A 24,328-nucleotide genomic window follows, 5' to 3' on the forward strand; every position below is an offset into this window, starting at 1 on the left:
GATATTCTGTTAAGCTAACGTTTTGCAAAACGAGTTAAGCAACTTGTGATCTCAATATATTTATTTCCGTTATTTTATTTTAGTTGAAGGCAGTCAATCGATTATGATTGATCCGGGTTCTTCTCACGCTCCCTGATATATCCCAATCAATCGTTTCCTGCAAAATTTGTTTCCTGCTAAAAGGACTGTATTTTAGCAGAAATACTACCATTAATAGTCATGCTATTGTTGGCGCTAAATAAATTTAAATGATCAAGCCTGTATTACTTTTTGCCTTATTGTTTGTTTTTATGACTTTGACAGCATTTGCTCAAAGTGACTTAAAAGCGACAAGACCCGACAGTGCTAAATTGCCGAAAGGAATTAAATATTCCGGAAAGTTTAAAGCTGCAATCAGGTGGACTGACAAACTTGGAGATAATATTGTGATAGAATCAGAAACAGGGATTTATCATAACCCTAAATTCAAACACGAAAATGATGGTGCTGATGCAGAAATCTTTGCCTGTCGCTATATAATAAAAGACTCATTGCTGCAGGCGTGGAGGGTTTATGACTTTATACAGGATTGCCCCGTTGACATTGAAGCAAATTTTATTAAAAATACACTTCAGGTAACAGACCTCAATAATGATGGCATTGCTGAAGTTTGGGTAATGTACAAAACCGTTTGTCATGGTGACGTTAGCCCCAGCAACATGAAAATTATTATGTATCAGGGGCCGCAAAAGTTTGCCATGCGGGGACAAAACAAAGTGCAGCTTTCCAAAACAGAAGTTTATGGTGGTGAGTACAAGTTTGATAAAGCATTTATCGACGGACCGAAAGAATTTAGAGATTTCGCTTTGAAGCTTTGGAATAAAAATATCCTGCAAACCTGGGGTCAGTAATGTACGAAACGCTGACGTTTATTGTTACCTCAGAAATACGTCGATATCCCAAACTGAAAACCCGATAACTTTGAAGGCGGATTTCCTAAAATATCGTGCTGCCGGTTGTAACGATAATTAAAACGAAGAACGGTTTGTGCCGTCGGTCGCCAGCTGATAGCGGGTACTATTGAAAATACATCATCCGAAATATTTCCTCCTGTTGATTTGAATGTGCCTTTATTCCAGTCAACATATTCCAAACGGCAGGCAACATTTAATACTGCTTTTTCAAATCCTAACATGCTTCGTTTTAAAACGGGTTGCACAAAATCAACAAACCCTCCCTGTTGTTTTTTTCCAAATTGCTCGGTATACGTTTCCGGCACATCTACGCTCACCCATGCCCACTCACCGTTTATGTATGTTTTGGTGTGGGGGAGGGTAGTATTGAAATCTACAGCAAATACATTTACCCGTCTTTTTTTATCCAGGGTCAGTCCGTCTTCCTGAAACTTGTTGTACACGCCGCCCATGTAGGATAATCCGAGTTCGCCTACTTTGTTGTTTCGTACCGCGATCTTACCGGTGAACAAAGGACAGCCGTTAAAACTTTCTTCAAAGCGATCGGGGTTTTCTTTACTGGCCGGTAAAAATGTTTTGTTCTCTGAATTGGCAATAATTTTATCATCAAACCCATTGGTCAGGTAGGCTTCGTATCCAAATACCCAGTTGCTGGTGAACTTCTTTCCAAAAAGTCCGAACCCAACATTGCTCCAGGTTGCCGGCAACATTTGTGTGGCAGAAATAGGTCGGTCTACAAATTCCCACTTCGGCCCGTCGTGGTTTTGATTGAAGGAGCCAATAGGGTTCATAACAATACCACCACGAAGATTTAATAATGGTGCAAATTCAAAATCAACCGAGGCAAATTCAATATTGATTTCTTTGGTGCCGTCTTCAAATTCTATTTCCGACAAAAACTTAATCCGTTTATATATAGAAGATGAAACAAACAACGTTAAGCGTCGCATTTGAAACTGATGCCCCTCTGAAATTCCATTCTCACTTAAGTATTGGTAATTCGCTTCGGCATAACCGCCTAATGCAACAGGTAGTTTGCCTACCTGTAAAAAAGGACGGTTATATATGGCATCCATATTTAACTGCTGGCCGGTTGTGTCGCGTGACACCCGGCGCAAAAGCGATGGGTCAATTTGTGATAGACAGGTTGACGCTAAAACAAATAACAGCAACGACAGGGATAGTAAATGTTTCATTTCTTTCTTAAATCAATAAATAATTCATCATTCATAACAGATACGGGGAAATTTCTCAGATCCTGGTCAGCAGGCCCGGTGGTTACCTTGCCATGATTGTTAAACTCACTGCCGTGCGCCGGGCATTGCAAAAATTCGCCTGATGCCTGCAGCTCGGCTCCCTGATGGCTGCAACGCATCCATAAGGCGGTATAGTTATCTTCACTTAATCTGTAAACACAAATGGGGAATTGCAATGCTTCGTTACGAACGATCACAAATGAACGGTAAACCGTTTTGCCGTTCTTCGTTGTCTTAAATTCATTCCTGCTGAATGTAAGACCGTCGTTGCCCAGATTGCCTGCTAAGTATCGTGTGGAGCTACAGGCGGTGATCGACGTGGAAACACCTGCAAAAGCAAGACAGGCGCCACAGGTATTGACCAAAAAATCTCTTCGATTCATGAAGGAATGTATTGTTGGTTATAGTGATTCAAGGAAATTGATCAATTTCTTTTTTTCGTCGGCTGTTAATTGCTGAAAACTATTTTTACTTTGTTTTCCTTCTCCGTCATGAAGTGTAATAGCTTCTTCAATGCTGCCCGCCCGGCCATCGTGTAATAAAAAATACTGCCCCCCTTGTGAATTTTTCGAAAGCCCCAGGCCCCACAACGGTGGCGTTCGCCATTCGGGAGTTGTTGCTGATCCTTCGGTATAGCCATCGTCGAGACCGCTGCCCATGTCGTGCAACAACAAATCGGTATAAGGATGAAATGTTTTGTTTGATAATGCCGCTATGGATGATGTACCGGTTGTTAATGTTGGGGTATGACATTTACTGCAGCCAATATTTACAAAAATCTGTTTGCCGCTATTTATGGCTTCATTAGTTTGACTGCGTTGTATAGGCGCTTTGAGCGTTCTTAAATAAAATACCACATCCAGCACGGTTTTATTGGAAACTTCGGGTTCAATTTCCTGTCCGGTATACGTATCATAATGTTCATACGATGAATTGATACCCATATCCTGGTTGTAGGCATTGGCCGTTTGTTGCATCAGATCATACACGGCTGCTTTTTTGCCAAACCGGCCTATGTATTTATTGTTGTGTTCTATAGTACCTGGCCGTAGTGTGATATAAGCCGGTATATGTATCCAGTTAGGCCGGCCCGATATACCATCTCCATCGGTATCGTTTTCATCGGCCATGGCAAGAATGGCGGCATCGGGCACCGCATCCAGAAATCCAAGTCCTGTATTGGCAGGCGGTGTAAACTTCGAAGATGTTGCTCCTGCAGGTATTTGCTCATTTTGAAATCCGGGAATTGCCCGTGATTGCAATTGAGGCCCGCCCAAATGCATGAACTGGTTGCCCGTACTATCTGTTTGGCCAAATCTTGTTAGTGTAGTGAAAGGATGTCCCTTGCCATCGCCGGCATGACAGGTGCCGCAGGAAGTGGCTACAAATAATGGCCCCAATCCGGTTTCAGGTGTAAATATTACATCGTTGAATGCTACATCACCCCTAAGAAAAACAGCATGCTGTTCCGGTGTTAACCCTTCAACCGGGCCATCGAGCAGCTGGTCGCCGGCAGGTGCTTTTACCAGCAATTTGTCGCAGCCAATAACCCCGCCAATGAAGAGGGTTATACAACCCACCACCAAAATCTTTCGTGACATAAGCAATAAGTAGTTATGGATGCAAAAATATAAAATTAGGCGAACAAAAAACATCTTTTAGATATATCTAATTTATTATTATGGCCGGTTTATCTAAATTGCCCCAAAAACAAGGTCATTGGAACATTCACATACCGAGGAAAATTATCTGAAAGCCATTTATAAGTTGCAGGAAGCGCACGGCGACTCTGTAGCCAATTCAATGCTTGCCAAAGAACTGGGTATTCATTCGGCATCTGTTACCGACATGCTTAAAAAGATGGCAAAGAAGAAGCTGATTGTTTATCAAAAATCAAGAGGAGTGAAGCTGTCAGAATCCGGCAGATCCATTGCCGTTAATATCATTCGAAAACATCGCCTGTGGGAAGTTTTTCTGGTCGACAAATTACAGTTTGGCTGGGACGAAGTGCATGAGATTGCAGAACAACTGGAGCATATTCACAGTGATTTGCTGGTCGACAAATTAGACAGGTACCTGGGATTTCCCAAAAGCGACCCGCACGGCGATCCTATTCCTGATTCGAATGGTGTTTTCGCCAAGTCGAAGGCCGTGTTACTATCTGACCTCACCAGTGGCAGCCAGGGTAAATTTGTTGGCGTAACCGATCACTCGCCTTCTTTTTTAAATTATCTCGATAAGACCGGCATTGTGCTGGGCGACACCATTCAGGTAAAAGCCATTGAAGAGTTTGATAAAAGCATTATTCTTCGACTGAAAAACAAAAAAGAGATTGTGGTGAGCCATAAGGTGGCTAACAGCCTGCTGGTTTCGGAATAAGTTTGAACCGGAAAGGCTTTACCTTGAAAGAGTTAGGACCCTTTCCTGTTTTCACGGCAGCCGGTGATTCCCGGGGCCTGTATCTTATTTCAAATCAATAAAACTGCATTTAACCGATAGTAATAGTTTCTCCTGAATCATTTTTTTATTTTTCATGCGTTATTTACATATGTCAGCACTGAATTAACCCCATTATGAAGTCATTTTTCCTGTCCGGGCTCATTATACATCGAAAAATAACCTGGCTTCTGCTATTTTCTATCATTACCCTCGCGCTGGCAAGCTGGCTGATATTCCTGAGCAAAAAAAACATCGACAGAACCAACAGGCGCATTAACCAAACCTATGAAATAATCGGTGAGGTGCAGGAGGCCATTAACAAAGTATCAGAAACCGGAACGGCTTCCGTGGAAGATGTAGATACCCTGCAGCTGCTTACCCGCGAAAACCACGATCTGCAAAAGTCTATAAAAGAATTTGGTACATACATAGAAGAAAAAAGACCGGGCGCCCAACAAAAAGCGCTACTGAAGGCCATGTTGCAGGAAGAAAAAAAACTGCTTGATTGGCGCATACAGGCAAACGAACTGGCCAACAGCCGTACAGCTTATCGTTTTATATTCGGAAGAACGTTCGCTTTTCTTGTTGTTGTAATCATACTGCTTCAGCTCAACCGCGATATAACCCGGCATAAAGAAACCCAGAAAAAACTGATCATTGCTATTGATGAGGCGCAGAAAGCAAAAAAGATGCAGGAACAATTTCTGGCCAATATGAGCCATGAAATTCGAACGCCCATGAACGGCATCAAAGGCATGACCGACCTGTTGCTTCAATCGCCCCTTTCAGAAAAACAACTTGAAATGGCCGGCATGATCAAACGCTCAGTTAATAACCTGCTGGTCATCATTAACGATATTCTTGACTTTTCGAAAATACAGGCCGGCAAGCTGCGCATCGAAACAATTGATTTGAGTATACAGGAAGTATTGAGCAGTGTTGCTTCGCTGTTTGACCACCAGCTGAAGATAAAAGGCCTGCAACTGCATCTGGTAGTGGCTACCGATATTCCCGAACGGCTTACCGGCGACCCGTACCGGCTGAGCCAGATACTCACTAATTTAATTGGCAATGCTATAAAGTTTACCCCGGCCGGTCATATACAGGTTGAAGTACGAATGCAGGAAAAAACAACAAACAATGTGAACGTATCCTTCCTTGTTACCGACACTGGCATCGGCATTGCAGAAGAGAATCTGCATCATATTTTCGACAGTTTTTCACAGGCGGGGCGCGACATATCGCGCAGGTATGGCGGAACGGGGCTGGGGCTTACCATTTGTAAACAATTGCTGCAATTGCAGGGTGGGGATATTACCGTAAAAAGTACAGTAGGAAAAGGAACGGAGTTTCAATTTTACCTGCCTTTCGGCTATAGTCAAACAACAGTTCAGGAGCTTTCGGTAAACCACATCAAACAGGATAATAGTCAACTGCTGGCCGGTAAACATTTTCTGGTGGCCGAAGACAATGAAATAAACCAGAAGCTGATCGATTATGTGATCACCAATGCCGGTGGAAGCGTAACAATGGCTAATAACGGAGCCGAGGCCGTACAATTTTTACAAAAGAACAAGCTGTTCGATCTCATCATAATGGATCTTCAGATGCCCGAGATGGATGGCTATGCCGCCACCCGTTACATTCGCAATAACCTGCACCTGCAAACACCCATCATTGCCATGACGGCCACTGCCATGAAAGACGAGCAATGGCAATGTTTTGAATCGGGCATGAATGATTATATGACCAAACCTTTTGAGTTTACCGAGCTATACAAAAGAATTGTATTATTGCTGCATTAAGCGGGTGAGAGTAAGAGTAAAGGTTCAGCTAAAGATGGAAAGGCCGTCATTAATTACAATTATTGATGAACGTTATAGTTCAAATATCAGTTGAGCTAATTATCAGGTAAACCGAAATCGGTTTCGGATAATTTGCTAAATAAGTTTAGTAACCCAAATGATGCAAATCATGCTCTTTTCTGTTATAATGTTTAATAACATCATTATTTTTTATTTACTTTTGGCCAAACTGGGTGTGAATGCCTGCCGAAGATATTTCAACATTGTCGCTAAAGGTTGCCGAGCATGACGATGAAGCTGCTTTTGAGAAATTATTCCTTCACTTTTATCCCGGTTTATTTTCTTTTGCATTGGCTTATTGTAAAAACCGCGATTGGGCAACTGAGGTAACAGAAGATGTGTTGATTAATCTTTGGGAAAACAGAAAAGTACTTCCTGCCATAAAAAATCTCACTTACTATTTATACGTAGCTACGAAGAACGCATCGCTGAATTGTTTGAAAAAGAACCGCCGCAATGAAACGGTTGATCTTGATGATGTTGTGATGTCGTCATTGCAATTTCAGGGCAACCCCGAAAATAGATTGATCTCGAAAGAAGTAATGTGGGATATTGAAAAAGCGATCGGATCACTCCCTGTTAAATGCCGGCTTATCTTTCGTTTGGTGAAGGAAGAAGGTTTGAAATACAGGGAAGTGGCTGAATTACTGGGTATTTCAATAAAAACGGTTGAAACACAAATGGCTATTGCCCTTCGCAAAATAAAGGAAGCGCTGGCGCTTCACATGAATGATCAACGCCGCAGATCTTCACAATGAGTTTCAGGCAATAACCCCGAACCGGCTCCGTAGGCCCCCTATATATTTCCCCGCTAAAGTTTAGCATCAAAAAAAAATTTTTGTTCCGCTTCAGGGTAAATGCAAAAAAAGTTGCCTTTCCTGTATATATCCTTATTTATGAAGGATCAAAGACTATTGGAATTGATGGGAAAGAAGCAGGCCGGCGAGATATCTCCCGAAGAGATGATCGAACTGAATAAGCTGATCAATGAAGACCCTGCCAACGCTGAATTGCTGAACCTGGTTGAAAAGATATGGGATATGCCGCTTGATACGGAACAGCAGGTTACGGAAGCATATGTGAAAGAGAGGTTTATTAGAACAAGAGACAGATGGTCAAATAAAGATCAGCAGCCGGTTGCACTTCGCACCACACACTTAAAACTTACTAAAATCATTCGCTATGCGGCCGTGGCTGCCTGCTTCATACTGCTTGCAGGTGCAGGTACCTGGTGGCTGGTAACGCATCGTGCACAGGGCGATGGGCCAGCGCATAATAATGTAATAACAACAAAGAATGGTTCCCATTCGCGAATAAACCTGCCCGATGGCACCGAAGTATGGCTAAATGCAGGAAGCAACCTTACCTATAATGAATCGTTCGGCAAAGAAACGAGAGACGTGCAACTGGTTGGAGAAGCCTTTTTCGATGTAACCAAAGATGCCGCCCACCCGTTTATCATTCACACAAAAACAATGAACATTAAGGTATTGGGTACCGTGTTCAATGTAAGGGCTTATCCCGACGAAAAAACAACAGAAGCGGCATTGCTCAGGGGATCTATTGAAATATCGCTGGCTGCACGGCCTTCAGACAGGATATTTTTGAAGCCTAACGAAAAAATCGCCGTGCGTAACGACGATCCGCAATTATTTAAAAACAGCGACTCAGGCATCGTAAAAGAAAAGGAAGAAAGTGCTGCGGCACCTGCGATCGCTGTTTCAAAACTAACCTACGATAGTACCGACAGCACGGTTGTTGAAGCCGCATGGGTTAAGAATAAACTGATCTTCCGCAATAAACCCTTCGAAGAACTGGCAAGGGAAATGGAAAGATGGTACAACGTGGGTATAATTATTAAAAACAGTAGCCTGATGCAAAGAAGGTTTACCGGCATTTTTTATAACGAATCTGCACAGGAAGCGCTCGACAAACTAAAAGTAACTTATCCTTTCCGGTACCAGTATAATAAGAACAGCAATACCATTACTATTGAATAGCCTTATTGGCAACAACTATTTCATAACAACAAAACGATCTGCTTACATATGAACTTATACACTTAATATTCCCACCGCAATAAAAAACGGGAAATGTTTGACGCATTCCCCGTTCCTAAGTCAGTTAAACATAAAGTCACATACTCCCTGGAAGTTGTGCGTGACTTTTATTATCTAACTATTACTAATGACTAAATTATGCAAAATAAAGAAGAGCATTATGCTTTTTTTTCGGATCACCCAATACTGAAGATTCTTCTGCTTATGAAGTTGATTTTCATTTTAACAGTGGTTTTTTGTATACAGGCTTCGGCAACCGTGCATTCGCAAACCGTAAGCCTTACGGTAAAAAAAATGCCCATCAGCAAGGTGTTGCTGGAAATTGAAAAGAAAACAAAGTACCGTTTTATTTTTAATAACGATCTGCTTCCAGCCGGTATGAAAATCGATCTGTCGGTAAAAGACGAAGAAGTTACGCAGGTGCTCGATAAGGTGCTTGTGAATACCATGCTTACTTACCGGATACTCGAGGGGGATGTGATCGCCATTACATCAAAACCTGTTGCCGTATTGCAAAGAATTAAAATTACGGGCAGGGTGATTAATGAAAAAGGCGAGCCTGTGGCTGGTGCAACGGTGATTGTGCGGGGAACAAAAGCAGGCACCAGCACCGATAATAAAGGATCCTTTACGGTTAATGCCAACAACGACGGCGGCGTACTTGAAATTTCTTCTATTGGTTATGAAACACAGGTGGTTGAACTGAGCGGGCGAACCGATATAATTGTTACCCTAAAAGGAGAGGGGCCGGGTAAGCTGGATGAGGTGGTGGTTATCGGGTATGGTACCACGAAAAAAACTTCTTTGACTGCGGCCGTATCGACCTTAAAGGCAGCAGATGTGGCACAAAAGCCGGTGGCCGATTTGTCGAACAACCTCGTTGGCCGGGTGCCTGGGATCATCGCCGACCAGGGCAGCGGAGAGCCCGGCCTCGATGGATCGAGAATAAGGATAAGAGGAAGCTCCACAACCGGCAATGCCGATCCGCTGCTGGTGGTCGATGGCATTCCAAGGTCCTTTGCCCAATTAGATCCCAATTCAATTGAAAGCTTTACCGTGCTGAAAGATGCCGCAGCTGTAGCGCCATACGGGCTCGCCGGTGCAAATGGCGTTATATTGGTAACTACCAAAAAAGGTAAAACCGGCGTACCTACGTTATCATACAATGGCTATGTTGGTTTTCAAAATCCTGCCCGCATTCCCAAAATGGTGAACTCGTATCAGTATGCACTGTTACAGAATGAGGGTGCAAAGAACAGTGGTTTACCCAATATGCCTTTTTCAGATGCAGACATTGCCCAATACAAAAAGACAGTTGAAGGCGCGGCTGATGCTGATAAAGATAAATATCCCAACAGTAACGGGCTGCGGGATGTGCTGAAACGCAATTCGGTGTTAACCTATCACAATATTGAACTTTCGGGTGGAACCGAAAGGATCAGGTATTATGCCGCACTGGGATATACATCGCAACAGGGCCAGTTTGCCACCACCTGGTTGAAAAAATACAATGTTGATACACGCGTTGAAGTAAAAGCTACCAATAGTACCAACGTGGTGCTGGCGCTGAATGGGTATGTGGTTGATCAGCATTATGCCGGGAAAGTAGATCAAACTGCTGGTGATGCAAATGATAAATACGGAGCGGCCAATGGTGGTATCATGTACCAGGCTTTTCGCACACCGCCTACATCGGCTATTTATTACTCCAATGGTCTTTGGGGCAGTTATATCGGCCGGTCGATCGTTGGATATATTTACAACAGCGGCTATGCCTTCAACGAAAATACCCAGTTGCTCACCACTTTTTCTATTGAGCAACAGTTGCCTTTTGTAAAAGGACTGAGCGTGAAAGGGGTAGTGAGTTATGATCCTTATAACTCGCATTCAAAAATATGGCGTACGCCGGTACTTTCTTACGCTGCCGATTTTTCTACCACACCCTACACCTTTACGCCCGGTTATACCGAATTTTCGAATCCCCAGCTCGATGAGAATGTAAACCAGAATAAAGCATTTACTTATCAGGGATATATCAATTACCACAATACATTCGGTAAGCACGATGTTACTTTTTTGGGGGTAGCAGAGGCCCGCAACCAGAAATACTGGGGTGTTAGCGCAGGCAGAACTTCATTCCCGATCAATATTGATGAACTGAATCAGGGAGGCGTTGCTTCAGGACAGATGACCAACGGTGGTTCATCGTCAAAGCAGGCCCAGGTAGGTTACCTGTACCGCCTCAGTTATGCTTTTGCCGGTAAATACATGGCTGAAGCATCGGGTAGGTACGACGGGCACTATTATTTTGCGCCCGGTAAACAATACGCTTTTTTCCCTGCCTTTTCATTAGGCTGGAATATCGGCCAGGAAAACTTTTTACAGGATGTTGCGCAACTGGATAAACTCAAGATCAGGGCTTCCTACGGCGAGTCGGGCAACCTGGCAGGCGATCCTTATCAATTTCTTACAGGATATGGCATTTATGGAAATGCAGCCATTTTTAACGGCAATCCCACAACCGGCGTATACGAAAATTCACAGGCCAATCCCAATATCACCTGGGAACGGGCAAAGAAATTCAATATAGGCGTTGAAGCATCATTGTGGAAAGGATTGCTGAAAATAGAAGCAGATTATTTTCATGAGCGGCGTTCGAACATGCTCGTAAGACCGAATATAGTAGTGCCGGTTGAATATGGTATTGGTTTGCCTGAAGTGAACGGCGGTATTATGAGCAACCATGGTATTGAATTGTCATTGGGAACAACCCATACTTTTGCGAATGGCCTGCGAATAGATGTTAATGGCAACTTCACCTACGCACAAAACAAGTTGTTGCAGGTGTATGAAACCGAGGCTACCTATAACAATCCCAACAGAAGACGTACAGGCCGTGCAAACGGAACGCAATTTGGCTTACAGGCCCTTGGTTATTTTACAGCCGATGATTTTACGGCAAACGGAAAGCTGAAATCCGGCATTGCTTCCATTCCCGATGCGCCGGTGCAACCCGGCGACTTACGGTATGCCGACCTCAGCGGTCCTGATGGAAAGCCCGATGGCATCATCGACGACAATGATGAAACCGTTATCGGTAAACCTAACGGTAGTCCGCAAATGATTTTTGGATTAGCTCCCACGCTATACTTTAAGGGAATTGACCTGAACTTTTTGTTGCAGGGCGCAGCCCAGGTAACCCTGCCTGTAGGTGGAAGCCTGGTGTTTCCGTTCGATCAGCAGGGTTCTGCCACTGAACTGGCTTATGACAACCACTGGACGCCCGCTAATACAAACGCGCTTTATCCCAGGGTATACAGCAACCAGCCCGGTTACAATACCAGATGGTCGTCGTGGTGGTTGCGGAAAGCGGGCTATCTGAAGTTGAGAAGCCTTGAGGTAGGATACTCTGTTGCCAATAAACTCATAAAGCGTTATGGTATGCAACGCGTCAGGGCTTATGTGGCCGGGCAAAACCTGTTCACGTGGACCCCGCAAATGAAAGAACGGATTGATCCCGAAGCCCGCTCAAGCAATGGACAATACTATTTCCAGCAGCAGGTGTTTTCGGTTGGCTTAAACGTAACATTCTAACATTAAATTCCTGGCACTATATGAAAGTTCTCAATATATATGCAGGCATTGTGCTCACGATCGTTGGCTTATTCGGATGTAAAAAAAGTTACCTCGATATAGCTCCGAAAGATTTTCTGGCAGATGATGCCGTATGGGCAACTGCAGCCAATGCCGATCTTTTTTTGAATGATGTGTACAATCAACTACCCGATATCAACAACGAAACCGAACATCTTGACCAATACACCGATAATTCGGATGTAGGCGTGCTCTGGATGAAAGGATATGCCTCTATAGCAACGGCACAGGTAAACGCTAACAGTGTTCCAACCGGCCCGTGGGATATGTGGAACTGGAAAGTGAATTACCAGAAAATAAGAAGATGTAATTTATTTATTCAGAAGGTAGCAGCCTCAAAATTGGCAGACGATTATAAAACCAAACGTATAGCCGAAGCAAGATTTATACGGGCGGTTTTGTATCACTGGTTATGGATGGCCTATGGCGGCGTACCGGTAATTACAGATGTGTTGGATAATGTTACCCAGGGCGATAACATTTACAGACCACGCAACACTGAACAGGAGACATTTGATTTCATCGATAAGGAGTTGGACACGATATCACGGGTGTTGCCTCAAAGTTATGGCGCTGCAGATTATGGAAGGCCCACCAGCGGCGCTGCGCTCACCCTGAAAGGATGGTGTGAGCTGTTTAAGGCAAGTACCTTGCGCAACCCCGGCAATGATGTAAGCAGGTGGAAAGCGGCATCAGCTACCAATAAAAAAGTGATCGACATGGGCGTGTATGACCTGGTAAGCGATTTTAACCAATTATTTCTGGTTACCGGCAACAACAGCATTGAATCGATCTTTGCCCGCCAGTATGGCCCCAATAAGGGTTCAACCATAATCGGCAAAGAGGGACCGACTATGAACGGGGTCGCTGCCCAGGTAAGCTGGGGCAATTTTCAGCCAACACAGGAACTTGTAGATGATTTTTCAATGGCCAATGGCAAAACGATAACAGAAGCAGGTTCGGGATACGACGCGCAGCACCCGTACGACAACCGTGAAGACAGGTTTTACAAAACGATCCTGTATGATGGCGCACCCTGGCGCGACTATACCGTTTATACCCGCATAGGAGGAAACAATGCAATTGACCTGGGTTATGCAAGCGATAAAACGCATACCGGCTACCATGCCCGCAAAAGGCTTGATCCTACGATAGACCCCGGTAGTTATTTCAGCGGTATATGTTATCAGAACTATATGTTCTTTCGCTATGCTGAAGTATTGCTGAGCTATGCAGAAGCCGAAAACGAAGTGAATGGCCCTACAGCCAATGTGCTGGCCGCTGTTGACAAAGTTCGTACAAGAGGCAAGCTGCCCGGTATAAATGCTACTTACGGAACCGTAAACCAGTCGCAGCTGCGTGATATTATACGCAGGGAACGCCGCATTGAATTATGTTTTGAAGACAAGCGCTGGTGGGATGTATTGCGCTGGAAAATTGCCGATAAACTATCCGATGGGTCGCCCGGTGTATTGAACCGTCCTGAAACGGGTATGGTGATCACCGGTACAACAGGCAATTTAACCTACACGCGTACCAATATTCGTGACCGCATCTTTTTGCCAAAAATGTACACGATGCCCATTCCGCAGAATGTATTGGACCAAAACCCCGCCATCAGAAAGCAAACGGGAACCGACGGTTGGGTAAACGGACAAAACTCCGGGTATTAACAAATCAAAACACAGTTATGAAACCAATCTCACTTTACTATATATGCGCTTTATTGGCGCTGGCGGCCGGCTGCAAAAAAAACAACGATGGCAATACCACGGTATATATGCCGGCAGGCAATAAAACGGTAAGCGCCAATTTCGATATAACCGATACTATTCTGTATACCGCCTCGCTGATAGGGGCCGATTACCCCACGGTTGCTTCATCGGCCGGCAACGACATCACCATCAGCTTTAAGGTAGATGCCGCTTTGGTAAATACATTTAACCAGGAAAACAATACCTCATACAGTATTTTACCTGCCGTTAATTATTCGCTCGATGCAACAGGCGTAATTACCAAAGGAAATACCACAACAGCCCCGCTGAAACTAATCATAAAAAACGGCGATCAGTTACAGCCTTTTTCAAGTTATCTGTTGCCCGTAAGCATTGACCAGGTAAATGGCGGTCAGGCAGGCAATATGCAAAAAACAACTTACTATGTAATTACCCGCTCACCCGCTTTAAAAGACCTGCCCGTTTTTGACCGTACCGCATGGACCATTGCCGGATACAGCACCCAGGAACCTGCCGAAGGAAATGGCAACGGCCTTGCAAAGGCTGCCATCGACGGCGACTTTGATACCTTCTGGCAATCGCAGTGGGCCGGTAATGAACCGGCGCCTCCGCATTATATTACCATCGATATGGGTAAAACGCAAACGATCCATGGCGTAGCTGTCGTTGACCGCGATTTTAGCGGCGACTGGGCCATTTATGGGCATGGACAACCGAAAGCAATGACCGTTGCCATAAGTACCGATGGCATTAACTACACGGATAACGGAAGCTTTCAGGTGCCGATCGTAGAACCGCAGGAAGAGATCAGGTTTTTTCTTCCCGTATTCTCCGAAGCACGGTATTTCAGAATAACAGTAACCGGCGTTTGGGCCACTAACAGTACTAACATAGCAGAAATTTATGCATTATAAAACAGGTATCAGGCTCGCATTGGTAGTGGTGTTGAGCTATAGTTGTGCTAAAAGTAAAAGCATGGCAACCGGTACCGATACATCCTCGCCTCCTTCAACGAGCAAAGACACCGTGTTGTTAGATACCCTTACAAACAGGCAGGTGCTCAGTACCGGTATTATTCATAGCAAAGGATTTCCGCTCAAAAAACTGGCTGTTATTGCAGGCAGCCGGCTTTCGGATGATGAAAAAGTGCTGGTAGCTACTTTACAGGGGCTGGTAGCCAAAACATCATCTGAACAGGTTTATATTGATGAAGGAGGGCCTTCCACCGTATGGACAGGCTTTTTGACCAGTCATTATGGTATCACCGTTACGAACTATATTTCATTGACGGATCTGTTAACGCATTTCAAAAGCAACGTAAAGGGATATGTACTGTACAACAGGAGCGGGAACCCCCGCTCCTTAACGGCGGCCACATCTGTTTGCGGCCCGTTGGGTGCAATAGCTGTAACAGCCGATCTCGAAAAAACGGTGCGGTCGCTGGGAATAACCACCCAAAGGGCCGACGTTCGTACAAAGGACGAAAAATGGTTGTATGCAAATGCGCCTTCGGCATTCAGTAAACAATTGGCTGCCGAGCAAAGTCCTTCAATCAATCATCATCTCAGGGATTACATTACATTAACAAATGCATTTGCTTTTTATGATGGAAATTCATCCTGGCGAACTACGGTTTTGAAGGGACTCGCTTCAGGGGCATTTTGTTTTGGGTACGGTCAGGATGAATTTACCATGGTATCGAATGCCGCGCAGCAGGGAGTACCCATGTTGCCCACCGATCTTGCCGCTAACCTGGCGCCGCTTTGCAGCGTGTATGATACGGCAGCTTTTAAGCAGCATACGGCAGCCGATCCGGTAACAGAAGAGAACGTTCATTATGTATGTTTTATGACCAGCGATGGTGATAATATTGCCTTTAACCTGTGGTCGCTTAACAACTACTTTAACAACCCGGTGCGCGGTTCCTTTAATATGGGCTATACCATTAGTCCCTCCCTGGCAGATCTCGCTCCTTCAGCGCTGCGGTGGTATTATGAAAAAGCATCTGCTGGTACCAGCTATGATTATTTTGTAGCAGGTCCCAGTGGCAGCGGTTATACCTATCCCAGTCAGATGCCTGCCGCCGGTTTGGATGCCTACCTCGTTAAATTGAATGCACTTATGGGGGCGGCTGGTCTTCGTGTTTGTAATATTCTCGATCAGGGCGCCATAGGCCGTATGGATCTATGGAATAAATACCTGGCACAACCGAATATTGAGGCCCTGATTTATACTGGGTATGGCGAAGCGCCGCATGGCACCATACAATTTTCGGCCAATGGCAAACCCATTATAGAACAGCGCGATAATTTATGGCAGGGGCTTGAAGAGGAGACCGAAGTAATAAGCAATGTAAATGCCCGGCCGGCCAACCCGCATATTGCAGCAGGCTATTCCCTGGTATTTGTGCATGTGTGGACGAAAGATCTGTCATCGGTACAAAAGGTAATCGCAGGCTTCAATACCAATGTAAGGGTGGTAACGCCCGACGCATTTGTAAAACTGATAAAGGCAAATCTGCATTAGCAAAGGAATTAAAATCAGCATACATACATGAGAAGTTATAAGGCAATTTGGGTGATCATTGCAATGATAACCGGTAGCATGGTACAGGCGCAACCCCGCGACTGGGAAAATGAACAGGTGATTGGTATAAATAAGGAGCCGGTTCATGCCAGCTTTATTCCTTATGCAGATGTACAACAGGCCTTGCGTGGCGTGGCTGCTGCATCACCATACTATTGTTCATTAAACGGTAACTGGAAATTTCATTGGGTGAAACAGCCCTCAGAAAGACCGGAAGATTTTTACAAAACCGATTATGATGTTTCGCAATGGAAACAGATACCGGTACCTTCAAACATGGAAATGCACGGGTACGGTACGCCCATTTATACGAATATCACGTATCCTTTTAAGCTTGATCCGCCGCGTGTAATGGGGCAGGAGCATAATGATTGGACCAATCATAAAGAACCCAATCCCGTGGGCAGTTATCGCAGGTATTTCGACATACCGAACAATTGGAACGGTAAAGAAGTATTTATTCATTTCGAGGGCGTTATCAGTGCATTCTATATCTGGATCAATGGCATTAAGGTGGGTTATAGTCAGAACAGCATGGGCCCCGCAGCATTTAATATCAGCCGTTATGTAAAGCCCGGAAAGAACCTGGTAGCAGTGGAAGTATACAAATGGTGTGATGGCAGTTATCTCGAAGACCAGGATATGTTCCGCTTCAGCGGTATTCATCGCAGCGTATACCTGTATGCCACCCCTAAGCTGCAAATACGCGATTTGTTTTTGCAGCCGGTATTATCTACTGATTTTACTTCGGCCCTGCTGAAAATAAAAACTACCATCCGCAACAATGATATAATAAAGTCGCGTGCGCATACCCTCGAAGTAACCCTCTTTGGTCCCGATGGCCATCAATTAACCGATAAGCCATTTATATCAATGAAGGTGCTTTCAGTGAATACCAATAAAGAAACCGTGATAGAAGGACAGGGTAGTGTTACGCAACCCTTGTTATGGACAGCCGAAACGCCCCATTTATATAAAGCTGTGTTCACATTGAAAGATGAAAAAGGCAACGTGATCGAAACCACCTGTTCATCATTCGGTTTCAGAAAAGTGGAAATTAAAGACAGCCGGCTGTTTGTGAACGGACAACCCGTTTTGCTCAAAGGGGTTAACCGGCACGAAGTGCACCCTGCGTATGGCAAAGCGGTTCCGCTGGCAACCATGATCAGGGACATACAATTGATGAAGCAATACAATATCAACACCGTAAGAACCTGCCACTATCCCAATGATCCTGAATGGTACAGGTTGTGCGACGAATATGGATTGTATGTGATTGATGAGGCCAATGTTGAAACGCATGGCGCCTGGGATATGCTTACCAAAGATCCCAAATGGACGGCCGCTTTTGTTGACAGGGAAGTAAGCCTGGTGCAACGCGATAAGAACCATCCCTCGGTGATCATTTGGTCGATGGGCAATGAGTCGTGGGGCGGACTGAATTTTGGTGAAGGGAAGAAAGCCATTCTTGCAATTGATTCATCGAGGCCCATTCATTATGAAGGATACAATGAGATTGCCGATATTGAATCGAGCATGTATCCTTCGGTAAATACGCTGATTGCCGAAGGCAGAAAAAGTACTGACAAACCCTTTTTTATGTGCGAATATGCGCATGCTATGGGCAATGCGGTGGGCGATTTGAAAGAATACTGGCAGGCTATTGAATCGCATAAACGGCTTATTGGCGGTTGTATATGGGAGTGGGTTGACCAGGGCGTTAATAAAGGGATACCGGGCGATACCACGGGCCGCACGTTTTTTGCTTATGGCGGCGATTTTGGCGACCAGCCAAACGATGGTTCATTCAGTATAAAAGGACTGGTTACTTCCGACAGAAAAGTAAAGCCCGAACTGGAAGAAGTAAAAAAAGTATACCAGTATATAAAAATAACCCCCGAAGATGTATTAAATGGAAAAATAAGAATAACAAACCGGTATGGGTTTACCAATCTCAGTCAGTTTGAATTGCACTGGTCGCTGGCAGAAGATGGCCGCATATTGCAATCGGGCATATTGCCGCCATTGAACCTGGCGCCCGGTGATTCTGCTATCATCAATATTCCTTTTGTGAAACCTGTTTTAAAAGCAGGTACCGACTATTGGTGCAGGGTAGCGTTTCAGCTGCGAAACGACGAGTGCTGGGCGAACAGCGGGCATGAAGTAGCCTGGGAACAGCTGGCGGTTCCGTTTGCCGTTCCTGCGCAGCCTTCTGTTTCAACTGCCTTTATACCGGCTGTTACTGTTGTTGATAACAGCAGCGAAGTAAGCATAAATGGTAAATCATTTACGGTTGCTTTTGATAAACATACCGGTACCATTGCTAAACTTACATATGGTACCATGCCAGTTATCGAAGGAGCGCAAAACGGACCCCTGTTTAATTTATACCGGGCTACACTCGACAATGACCGTACAAAGGAAAGAGGGCCGGCTATAGAATGGGAAAAAGCAGGGTACGACAGTCTTGTTTATGAGCTGAAAGATTTTAAAGTTCATGCGGTAAACGAAAAAGCAGTTGAAATAACCACTGTTACTGATGCGATAACCCGTTCGGGCTTCAGGATAGGTGTTTCTATTCAATATACCGTTTATGGCGATGGCGCCATTGGCGTAAAGGCCACCTTCAATCCCGGTAAAAATGATCTTGATATTCCCCGCCTTGGTTTGCGTATGACATTGAATGAACAACTTGAAAATGTGCGGTGGTATGGCCGCGGGCCGCATGAGAATTATTCCGACAGAAAGGAATCGGCGGCTTTTGGCGAATACAAAAAATCGGTTACTGATATGCCTGAACCTTATGAGCGTCCGCAGGGAATGGGCAACCGCGAAGAAACCCGGTGGCTGCAGATCACCAATGCCGATGATTGTGGCATTATGATCGTGGCCAATGAAAAATTAAATTTCACGGCACTTCATTTTACCGATCAGGATCTGCGCAAAGCCGGCCATTTGTATCAGCTGAAGCCGCGTAAAGAAACAATACTAAGCCTCGATTACCGGCAACTGGGCATTGGCAATGCAAGCTGCGGACCTACACCGCTGCCGCAATATTATATACCAACCAGCGCCGCCGGTTTATCATTCACCATAAGGCCATATAACCCATAGTGCACAACTATAATCCATGAAAAACAAAAGCAGCCACGCATGTGCATGGCTGCTTTTGTTTTTTACTTTAACAATTGCCTGAAACTTCTATTGTTCCAGTTTAATTTCGCCAACATCTGTAGCCTGGCCATCAGTAACTGTTACACCGTCTTTCGCAGCGTTTTTATAAGGAGGCTTGGCTTCAATAATTACACGGTAAGTGCCTGGCTTGGCATCTGTAATCACAAACGTTCCTTTGTTCACATCTGCTCTTAAGGTGTCGGTCGACGATAGTGCCCATGCTCTGACTGCACCATCAGCCGGATTGATCAATCCCTTAATAGAACCTGTTTTTACACCGCTAAAAGCAAATAATCCGGCGGCAGCAAATGCAATTGCTGCCAAACTCATCCTGGCATTTTTCATAACTCAACAAAAATTATAGGTTAAACAAAATGGTAACTTGTTTTACACGGGAATTGTAAGAACTGTAGCCTGCCAAGGGTAAGATATAATACGGTTAGAATAGGAGAACGTGAATGCGATGACAAGGACTGTGCCAGAACAAACCGATGATTATAATAAATTATTTTAACGTTTTTATGGGTGGGGATGGCATAAAATATTTTTGTTTCTTCTGTAGAATTAATTCAACACACCTGAATTTCGGTTGTTTAATATAGTTAGTAGTTGAGTGTATGACTGATGTTTATTTTTTGCGTAAATGAAATAATATTTAAAGGTAGCCGCAAAGGCCGTTAACAAATCATTATGAAAAAATAATTATATAATACTGATGGAATTTAATACAGAAAGAGCAGGGAAACATGAACCTGTAAATGGTAATACTATTTTTTATAAGAACTACGTTTACAGAAAGATACAGGAGAATATGTCATTTACCGATAAAATTGGGCATTACATCTATTTTTCCTGCCTGGAACCAACATTTTTGTTCGATATTACGTAGGTTTTAGTACTAACAAAGCGTATGATGATAAAATTTTTACGTTGCCTGGCAGCCTGCATCCTGTTGATGTCGGGCAGCGTTACCTGGTTAAGAGCGCAGGAGCAAAAAGCTGCAGGCAGATGCGGTGTGATTGAGGTGATGGAAAACACTTTTAAAAGAAATCCTAACCTCGAGGCAACTTTTCAACAGCGAAAACTGGCCATACAACAAGCTGTTATTGAAAGAAAAAGCCGGGCCCATATACTTCGTACCGAGGGTTCCATTACCTATGTGCCTGTTGTATTTCATATTGTGCTAACCAATCCTTCCCTGATAACGGATGCGCAGATTCAGGCGCAGCTGGATCAGTTGAACCAGGATTATGCCGGTCTCAATGCCGATTCAACCCTGATACCCGCCGCCTTTAAACCCCTGTTCGCAAAAACCCATATTCAGTTTAAGCTGGCTCAAAGAACGCCCGATGATGCGCCTGCAACAGGGATCACCCGTACAACCACTACCCATTCATCTTTTTCAATAACCGATAACAGCGTTAAATATACCGCTTCAGGCGGTGCCGATGCGTGGGACCATAACCGGTTTTTTAATGTGTGGATCACCAATTTGTCGCAGGGGTACCTGGGTTATGCCACTTTTCCCAACGGCAGCGTAGCTGCCGAAGATGGTGTGGTTATTCACTATACCAGTTTACCAGGCGGTACAGCGCCCTACAATAAAGGCCGTACCCTCGTGCATGAAACGGGTCACTATTTTTTCCTGTACCATATCTGGGGCGATGAAAACGGATGTAGCGGAACCGATTTTGTAGAAGATACCCCCAACCAGGGCACCTTTACCAGCGGTTGCCCCGGTGCACCGGTGAAAGACCAGTGTACCGACACATTGCCCGGCATTTTGTATGAAGATTATATGGACTATACCGACGATGCCTGTATGGTGATGTTTACCAATGACCAGGTAACGCGTATGGAAGCCTCGCTGAGTAGCGACCGGTCTTCGTTATTTACCTCGAATGGAGCCGATCCTGTTGTTGAATTCACCCTCGATGCTTCGGCCAAAAGCATCAACACCCCTATACAACGCGTATGCAGTGCAACTTTTTCACCGGTTATTACACTGCGCAACCGGGGGGCCAATACCATTAGCTCAGCTACAATTTATGCAAGTATAGATGGGGGAACAGCTACTTCGGTTACCAGCTGGACGGGTTCTCTGGTAACATTCACTGAAACTGCCGTAACCCTCAATGCGCTTACAACCACGCAGGGCAAACATACCCTTACCGTTATTGTATCAAAACCCAACGGCACTACCGACGACAACAGTTCGAACGATACGCTTACAACAGTTTACCAGTATTTACCGGCGGTTTCACCACCAGTAACCCAGGGCTTTGAATCTGCTACCTTTCCGCCCGAAGGATGGGATATCATAAACCCCGATCAGTCGTACACCTGGGAAAGGGTAACCAATGTTTCAAAAAGCGGAAATGCGAGTGTGATGATACGTAACCTTAATTACCTGGTAAATGGTCAGAAAGATTACCTGCGCATGCCGGTTGTAAAAATTGGAGAAGCCGATTCGGCCTGGCTTACTTTTCAGGTAGCGGCAGCCGTGTCGAGCAGTCCGACATCTTCGGTGCCGTTCGATACGCTGGAGGTTTTGGTAAGCAGGGATTGCGGTGCTACTTATACAAGCCTGTATAAAAAATGGGGTAGTTCGCTTATCACGCGCAACTATGCTTTTGATTCAACGTTTGTGCCCAATGCCGGTGAATGGCGTAAAGATTCGGTAAATCTTACCGGTTATATAAACGATTCGGTAATGATTGCATTTTTGAACACCAGCGAAAACGAAAACAATATTTATCTCGACGATATCAACGTATATAGCATTACGCTCAGTAAAAACCTGAAGGATAAAAAGTTTATGATCACGCCTAATCCTACCACAGGCGGCATCACCATACAATTTTATCCCAATCCTTCTTATGTAAAAGCGATCAATATATTCGACATCTCGGGCCAGAAAGTTGCTACACAAATCATTAACAGCGCGGGCCAGGGTTCATATTACTTCGATATCTCGCGTTTTCCTGCCGGCGTTTATGTAGTGCAGGTAGTAACAGGCGATAAGGTGGTTACGCAGAAGGTAATTAAGCGGTAGCTGGTTGCCGGTTACCGGTTGCCAGTTACCGGTTACCGGGATCCGGTGTCAGGTAACTGGTAACTAATTTCCCATCCTGCAGCAAAGCAGCATGGGTTATACATTCAGGTCTGTCTTTGCTGTAATGACTTACATACAACATCGTAGTGTTGAAGGTTTCGCAAAGCTGGTTGAGCAGTTGCTTAAAATAATCGATCTGATCATCATCTAACCCCTGACAGGGTTCATCGAGAATTAAAAGCGGTGGATTTTTTACCAGCGCACGCGCCAGTAATACCATGCGCTGTTGACCGAGCGATAATTGAAAAAGCGGCCGGTGCTGCAGCGATTGTAGCTGTAAAATATTTATCCAGGCGCCAACCTGTTCCTGTTGTTTGGCCGATAATCGTTTGAATAATCCAATAGTATCAAACAGGCCCGAGGCAATTACATCAAAACAGGAGGTGCCGCGGTCGAAATACAAATGCAGTTCGGGCGACACAAAACCAATGCGTTTTTTGATGTCCCAGATGCTTTCGCCGCTGCCGCGCCGCTGATCGAACAGATACAGTTCATTGGCATAGGCCTGCGGATTATCGGCCGTGATCAGGCTCAGTAAGGTACTTTTACCGGCGCCATTAGGGCCTGAAATGCTCCAGCGTTCTCCCTTTTTTACCTGCCAGTTAATGTTGCTCAGAATAATTTTATCGCCATACCTGATGGTCACATTCACCATTTTTACGGCTGCGGTAAAATGGTTCTGCTCTCCATAGGAATTCAGTTTTTGGATGATACCGGCCGGTATGGTCGTATGTAATACCTGCCCGGCCGGTTGCAGATCTTCTTTTTTACCGGCTTTTACCAGGCTGCCATTTTCAAGCACGGCCACGTGTGTTATACTTTTTGGTAATTCCTGGGGCGGCGTTATGAGTATAATTGAAATACCGCCGGCTACAATGGTATCGAAAATGCCATGAAGGGTTTGCCGGCCTTCTGCATCCAGGCCAACAAAAGGGTTATCCATAATCAACACCGCCGGATCAAGGAACAGTGCTTTGGCCAGTTGCAGTCTTTTGTTTTCGCCGTTCGATAATTGAATCAGCGGTTCGTTCAGCAGGGGAGTCAGGTGCAGCAGATCGACCCAGTTTTTGGATGATGCGGTCATAAACGGCTGCAGGGCTTCCTGCACGGTAATGGTATCTTCGGCATTAACCGAGTTATATCGTTGCTGGTAATAAAAATCGCTGGTATTGGAGCGGTTTTTAAAATGGTGCTGTTGTTCAATTAGTAAAATGCGATGGGCATGCACATGCGCAGGATGATCGGGCAAATGGAACGATATGTTACCGCTGTGAAATATTTTTCCGGCCAGTGTATTGGCCAGGGTTGTTTTACCGCTGCCCGATTTACCTATAATAGCCCATTGTTCGTTCGGATAAATTGTAAGATTAATATCCTTCAGTATGCTTATGCCATTGGTTGTTACCGAAACGCCGGTAAGCTTCGCCAGTTCAGGAATCATGCTCATGTTTTCTGTAAATCGGCTGCAACTTAATGCTAATTTGAATATG

At 44.7% G+C, this 24,328-nt stretch carries 17 protein-coding genes; 12 read left to right on the forward strand and 5 right to left on the reverse strand.

The genetic code is table 11. The features are described 5' to 3' along the window. Positions 1 to 248 precede the first annotated feature (248 nt). A complete protein-coding gene (locus AC59IL_RS07785; protein ID WP_496551539.1) occupies positions 249 to 890 on the forward strand; it encodes a M949_RS01915 family surface polysaccharide biosynthesis protein in 642 nt (213 codons plus the stop codon). A 29-nt stretch (positions 891 to 919) separates the two neighbouring features. Here the strand turns inward: AC59IL_RS07785 and AC59IL_RS07790 are convergent, their stop codons facing one another. The 3 genes from AC59IL_RS07790 to AC59IL_RS07800 are packed head-to-tail and all read right to left on the reverse strand — an operon-like array spanning position 920 to position 3,810. After that, on the reverse strand, positions 920 to 2,149 hold the full coding sequence (locus AC59IL_RS07790; protein WP_496551540.1) for a hypothetical protein: 1,230 nt from the start codon (positions 2,147 to 2,149) through the stop codon (positions 920 to 922). After that, positions 2,146 to 2,592 (reverse strand): QcrA and Rieske domain-containing protein, encoded by a 447-nt coding sequence (locus tag AC59IL_RS07795; protein WP_496551541.1) that lies wholly within the window; start codon positions 2,590 to 2,592, stop codon positions 2,146 to 2,148. The genes AC59IL_RS07790 and AC59IL_RS07795 overlap by 4 nt, the downstream gene beginning before the upstream one ends. Before the next feature lie 18 nt (positions 2,593 to 2,610). Next, positions 2,611 to 3,810 (reverse strand): di-heme oxidoredictase family protein, encoded by a 1,200-nt coding sequence (locus tag AC59IL_RS07800; protein ID WP_496551542.1) that lies wholly within the window; start codon positions 3,808 to 3,810, stop codon positions 2,611 to 2,613. A 118-nt stretch (positions 3,811 to 3,928) separates the two neighbouring features. Between AC59IL_RS07800 and AC59IL_RS07805 the strand changes: the two genes are divergently transcribed. From AC59IL_RS07805 to lacZ, 9 genes are all read left to right on the forward strand, one after another. Next, positions 3,929 to 4,588 carry a metal-dependent transcriptional regulator gene (locus AC59IL_RS07805; protein ID WP_496551543.1) on the forward strand — a complete coding sequence of 220 codons (660 nt, stop codon included), beginning with the start codon at positions 3,929 to 3,931 and terminating at the stop codon, positions 4,586 to 4,588. Positions 4,589 to 4,782: 194 nt separating this feature from the next. After that, positions 4,783 to 6,453, forward strand: coding sequence for an ATP-binding protein (locus AC59IL_RS07810; protein WP_496551544.1), 1,671 nt, complete (start codon positions 4,783 to 4,785; stop codon positions 6,451 to 6,453). A 239-nt stretch (positions 6,454 to 6,692) separates the two neighbouring features. Then, positions 6,693 to 7,271 carry an RNA polymerase sigma-70 factor gene (locus AC59IL_RS07815; protein WP_496551545.1) on the forward strand — a complete coding sequence of 193 codons (579 nt, stop codon included), beginning with the start codon at positions 6,693 to 6,695 and terminating at the stop codon, positions 7,269 to 7,271. A gap of 138 nt (positions 7,272 to 7,409) precedes the next feature. Next, complete coding sequence (locus AC59IL_RS07820; RefSeq protein ID WP_496551546.1) at positions 7,410 to 8,513, forward strand: FecR family protein; 1,104 nt, start codon at positions 7,410 to 7,412, stop codon at positions 8,511 to 8,513. Between the two features lie 264 nt (positions 8,514 to 8,777). Beyond that, positions 8,778 to 12,167 carry a SusC/RagA family TonB-linked outer membrane protein gene (locus AC59IL_RS07825; RefSeq protein WP_496551547.1) on the forward strand — a complete coding sequence of 1,130 codons (3,390 nt, stop codon included), beginning with the start codon at positions 8,778 to 8,780 and terminating at the stop codon, positions 12,165 to 12,167. Positions 12,168 to 12,187: 20 nt separating this feature from the next. Beyond that, on the forward strand, positions 12,188 to 13,900 hold the full coding sequence (locus AC59IL_RS07830; protein ID WP_496551548.1) for a RagB/SusD family nutrient uptake outer membrane protein: 1,713 nt from the start codon (positions 12,188 to 12,190) through the stop codon (positions 13,898 to 13,900). 17 nt (positions 13,901 to 13,917) lie between these two features. After that, positions 13,918 to 14,877, forward strand: a complete 960-nt coding sequence (locus tag AC59IL_RS07835; protein WP_496551549.1) for a BT_3987 domain-containing protein — start codon at positions 13,918 to 13,920, stop codon at positions 14,875 to 14,877. Further along, complete coding sequence (locus AC59IL_RS07840) at positions 14,867 to 16,489, forward strand: GxGYxYP domain-containing protein (protein ID WP_496551550.1); 1,623 nt, start codon at positions 14,867 to 14,869, stop codon at positions 16,487 to 16,489. The genes AC59IL_RS07835 and AC59IL_RS07840 overlap by 11 nt, the downstream gene beginning before the upstream one ends. Before the next feature lie 27 nt (positions 16,490 to 16,516). Then, positions 16,517 to 19,663 (forward strand): beta-galactosidase, LacZ type, encoded by a 3,147-nt coding sequence (lacZ, locus tag AC59IL_RS07845; RefSeq protein WP_496551551.1) that lies wholly within the window; start codon positions 16,517 to 16,519, stop codon positions 19,661 to 19,663. A gap of 87 nt (positions 19,664 to 19,750) precedes the next feature. Here the strand turns inward: lacZ and AC59IL_RS07850 are convergent, their stop codons facing one another. Next, entirely contained in the window at positions 19,751 to 20,068 is a 318-nt protein-coding gene (locus AC59IL_RS07850; RefSeq protein ID WP_496551552.1) for a peptidase associated/transthyretin-like domain-containing protein, read from the reverse strand. 370 nt (positions 20,069 to 20,438) lie between these two features. Between AC59IL_RS07850 and AC59IL_RS07855 the strand changes: the two genes are divergently transcribed. Beyond that, complete coding sequence (locus AC59IL_RS07855; RefSeq protein ID WP_496551553.1) at positions 20,439 to 20,612, forward strand: hypothetical protein; 174 nt, start codon at positions 20,439 to 20,441, stop codon at positions 20,610 to 20,612. A 21-nt stretch (positions 20,613 to 20,633) separates the two neighbouring features. Beyond that, positions 20,634 to 22,778, forward strand: a complete 2,145-nt coding sequence (locus AC59IL_RS07860; protein WP_496551554.1) for a M43 family zinc metalloprotease — start codon at positions 20,634 to 20,636, stop codon at positions 22,776 to 22,778. A 25-nt stretch (positions 22,779 to 22,803) separates the two neighbouring features. Here AC59IL_RS07860 and AC59IL_RS07865 read toward each other — a convergent pair whose 3' ends face one another. Then, positions 22,804 to 24,279, reverse strand: coding sequence for an ATP-binding cassette domain-containing protein (locus AC59IL_RS07865; protein ID WP_496551555.1), 1,476 nt, complete (start codon positions 24,277 to 24,279; stop codon positions 22,804 to 22,806). Between the last annotated feature and the right edge of the window lie 49 nt (positions 24,280 to 24,328).

It is taken from the genome of Niastella sp. sgz303648, from assembly GCF_059587045.1.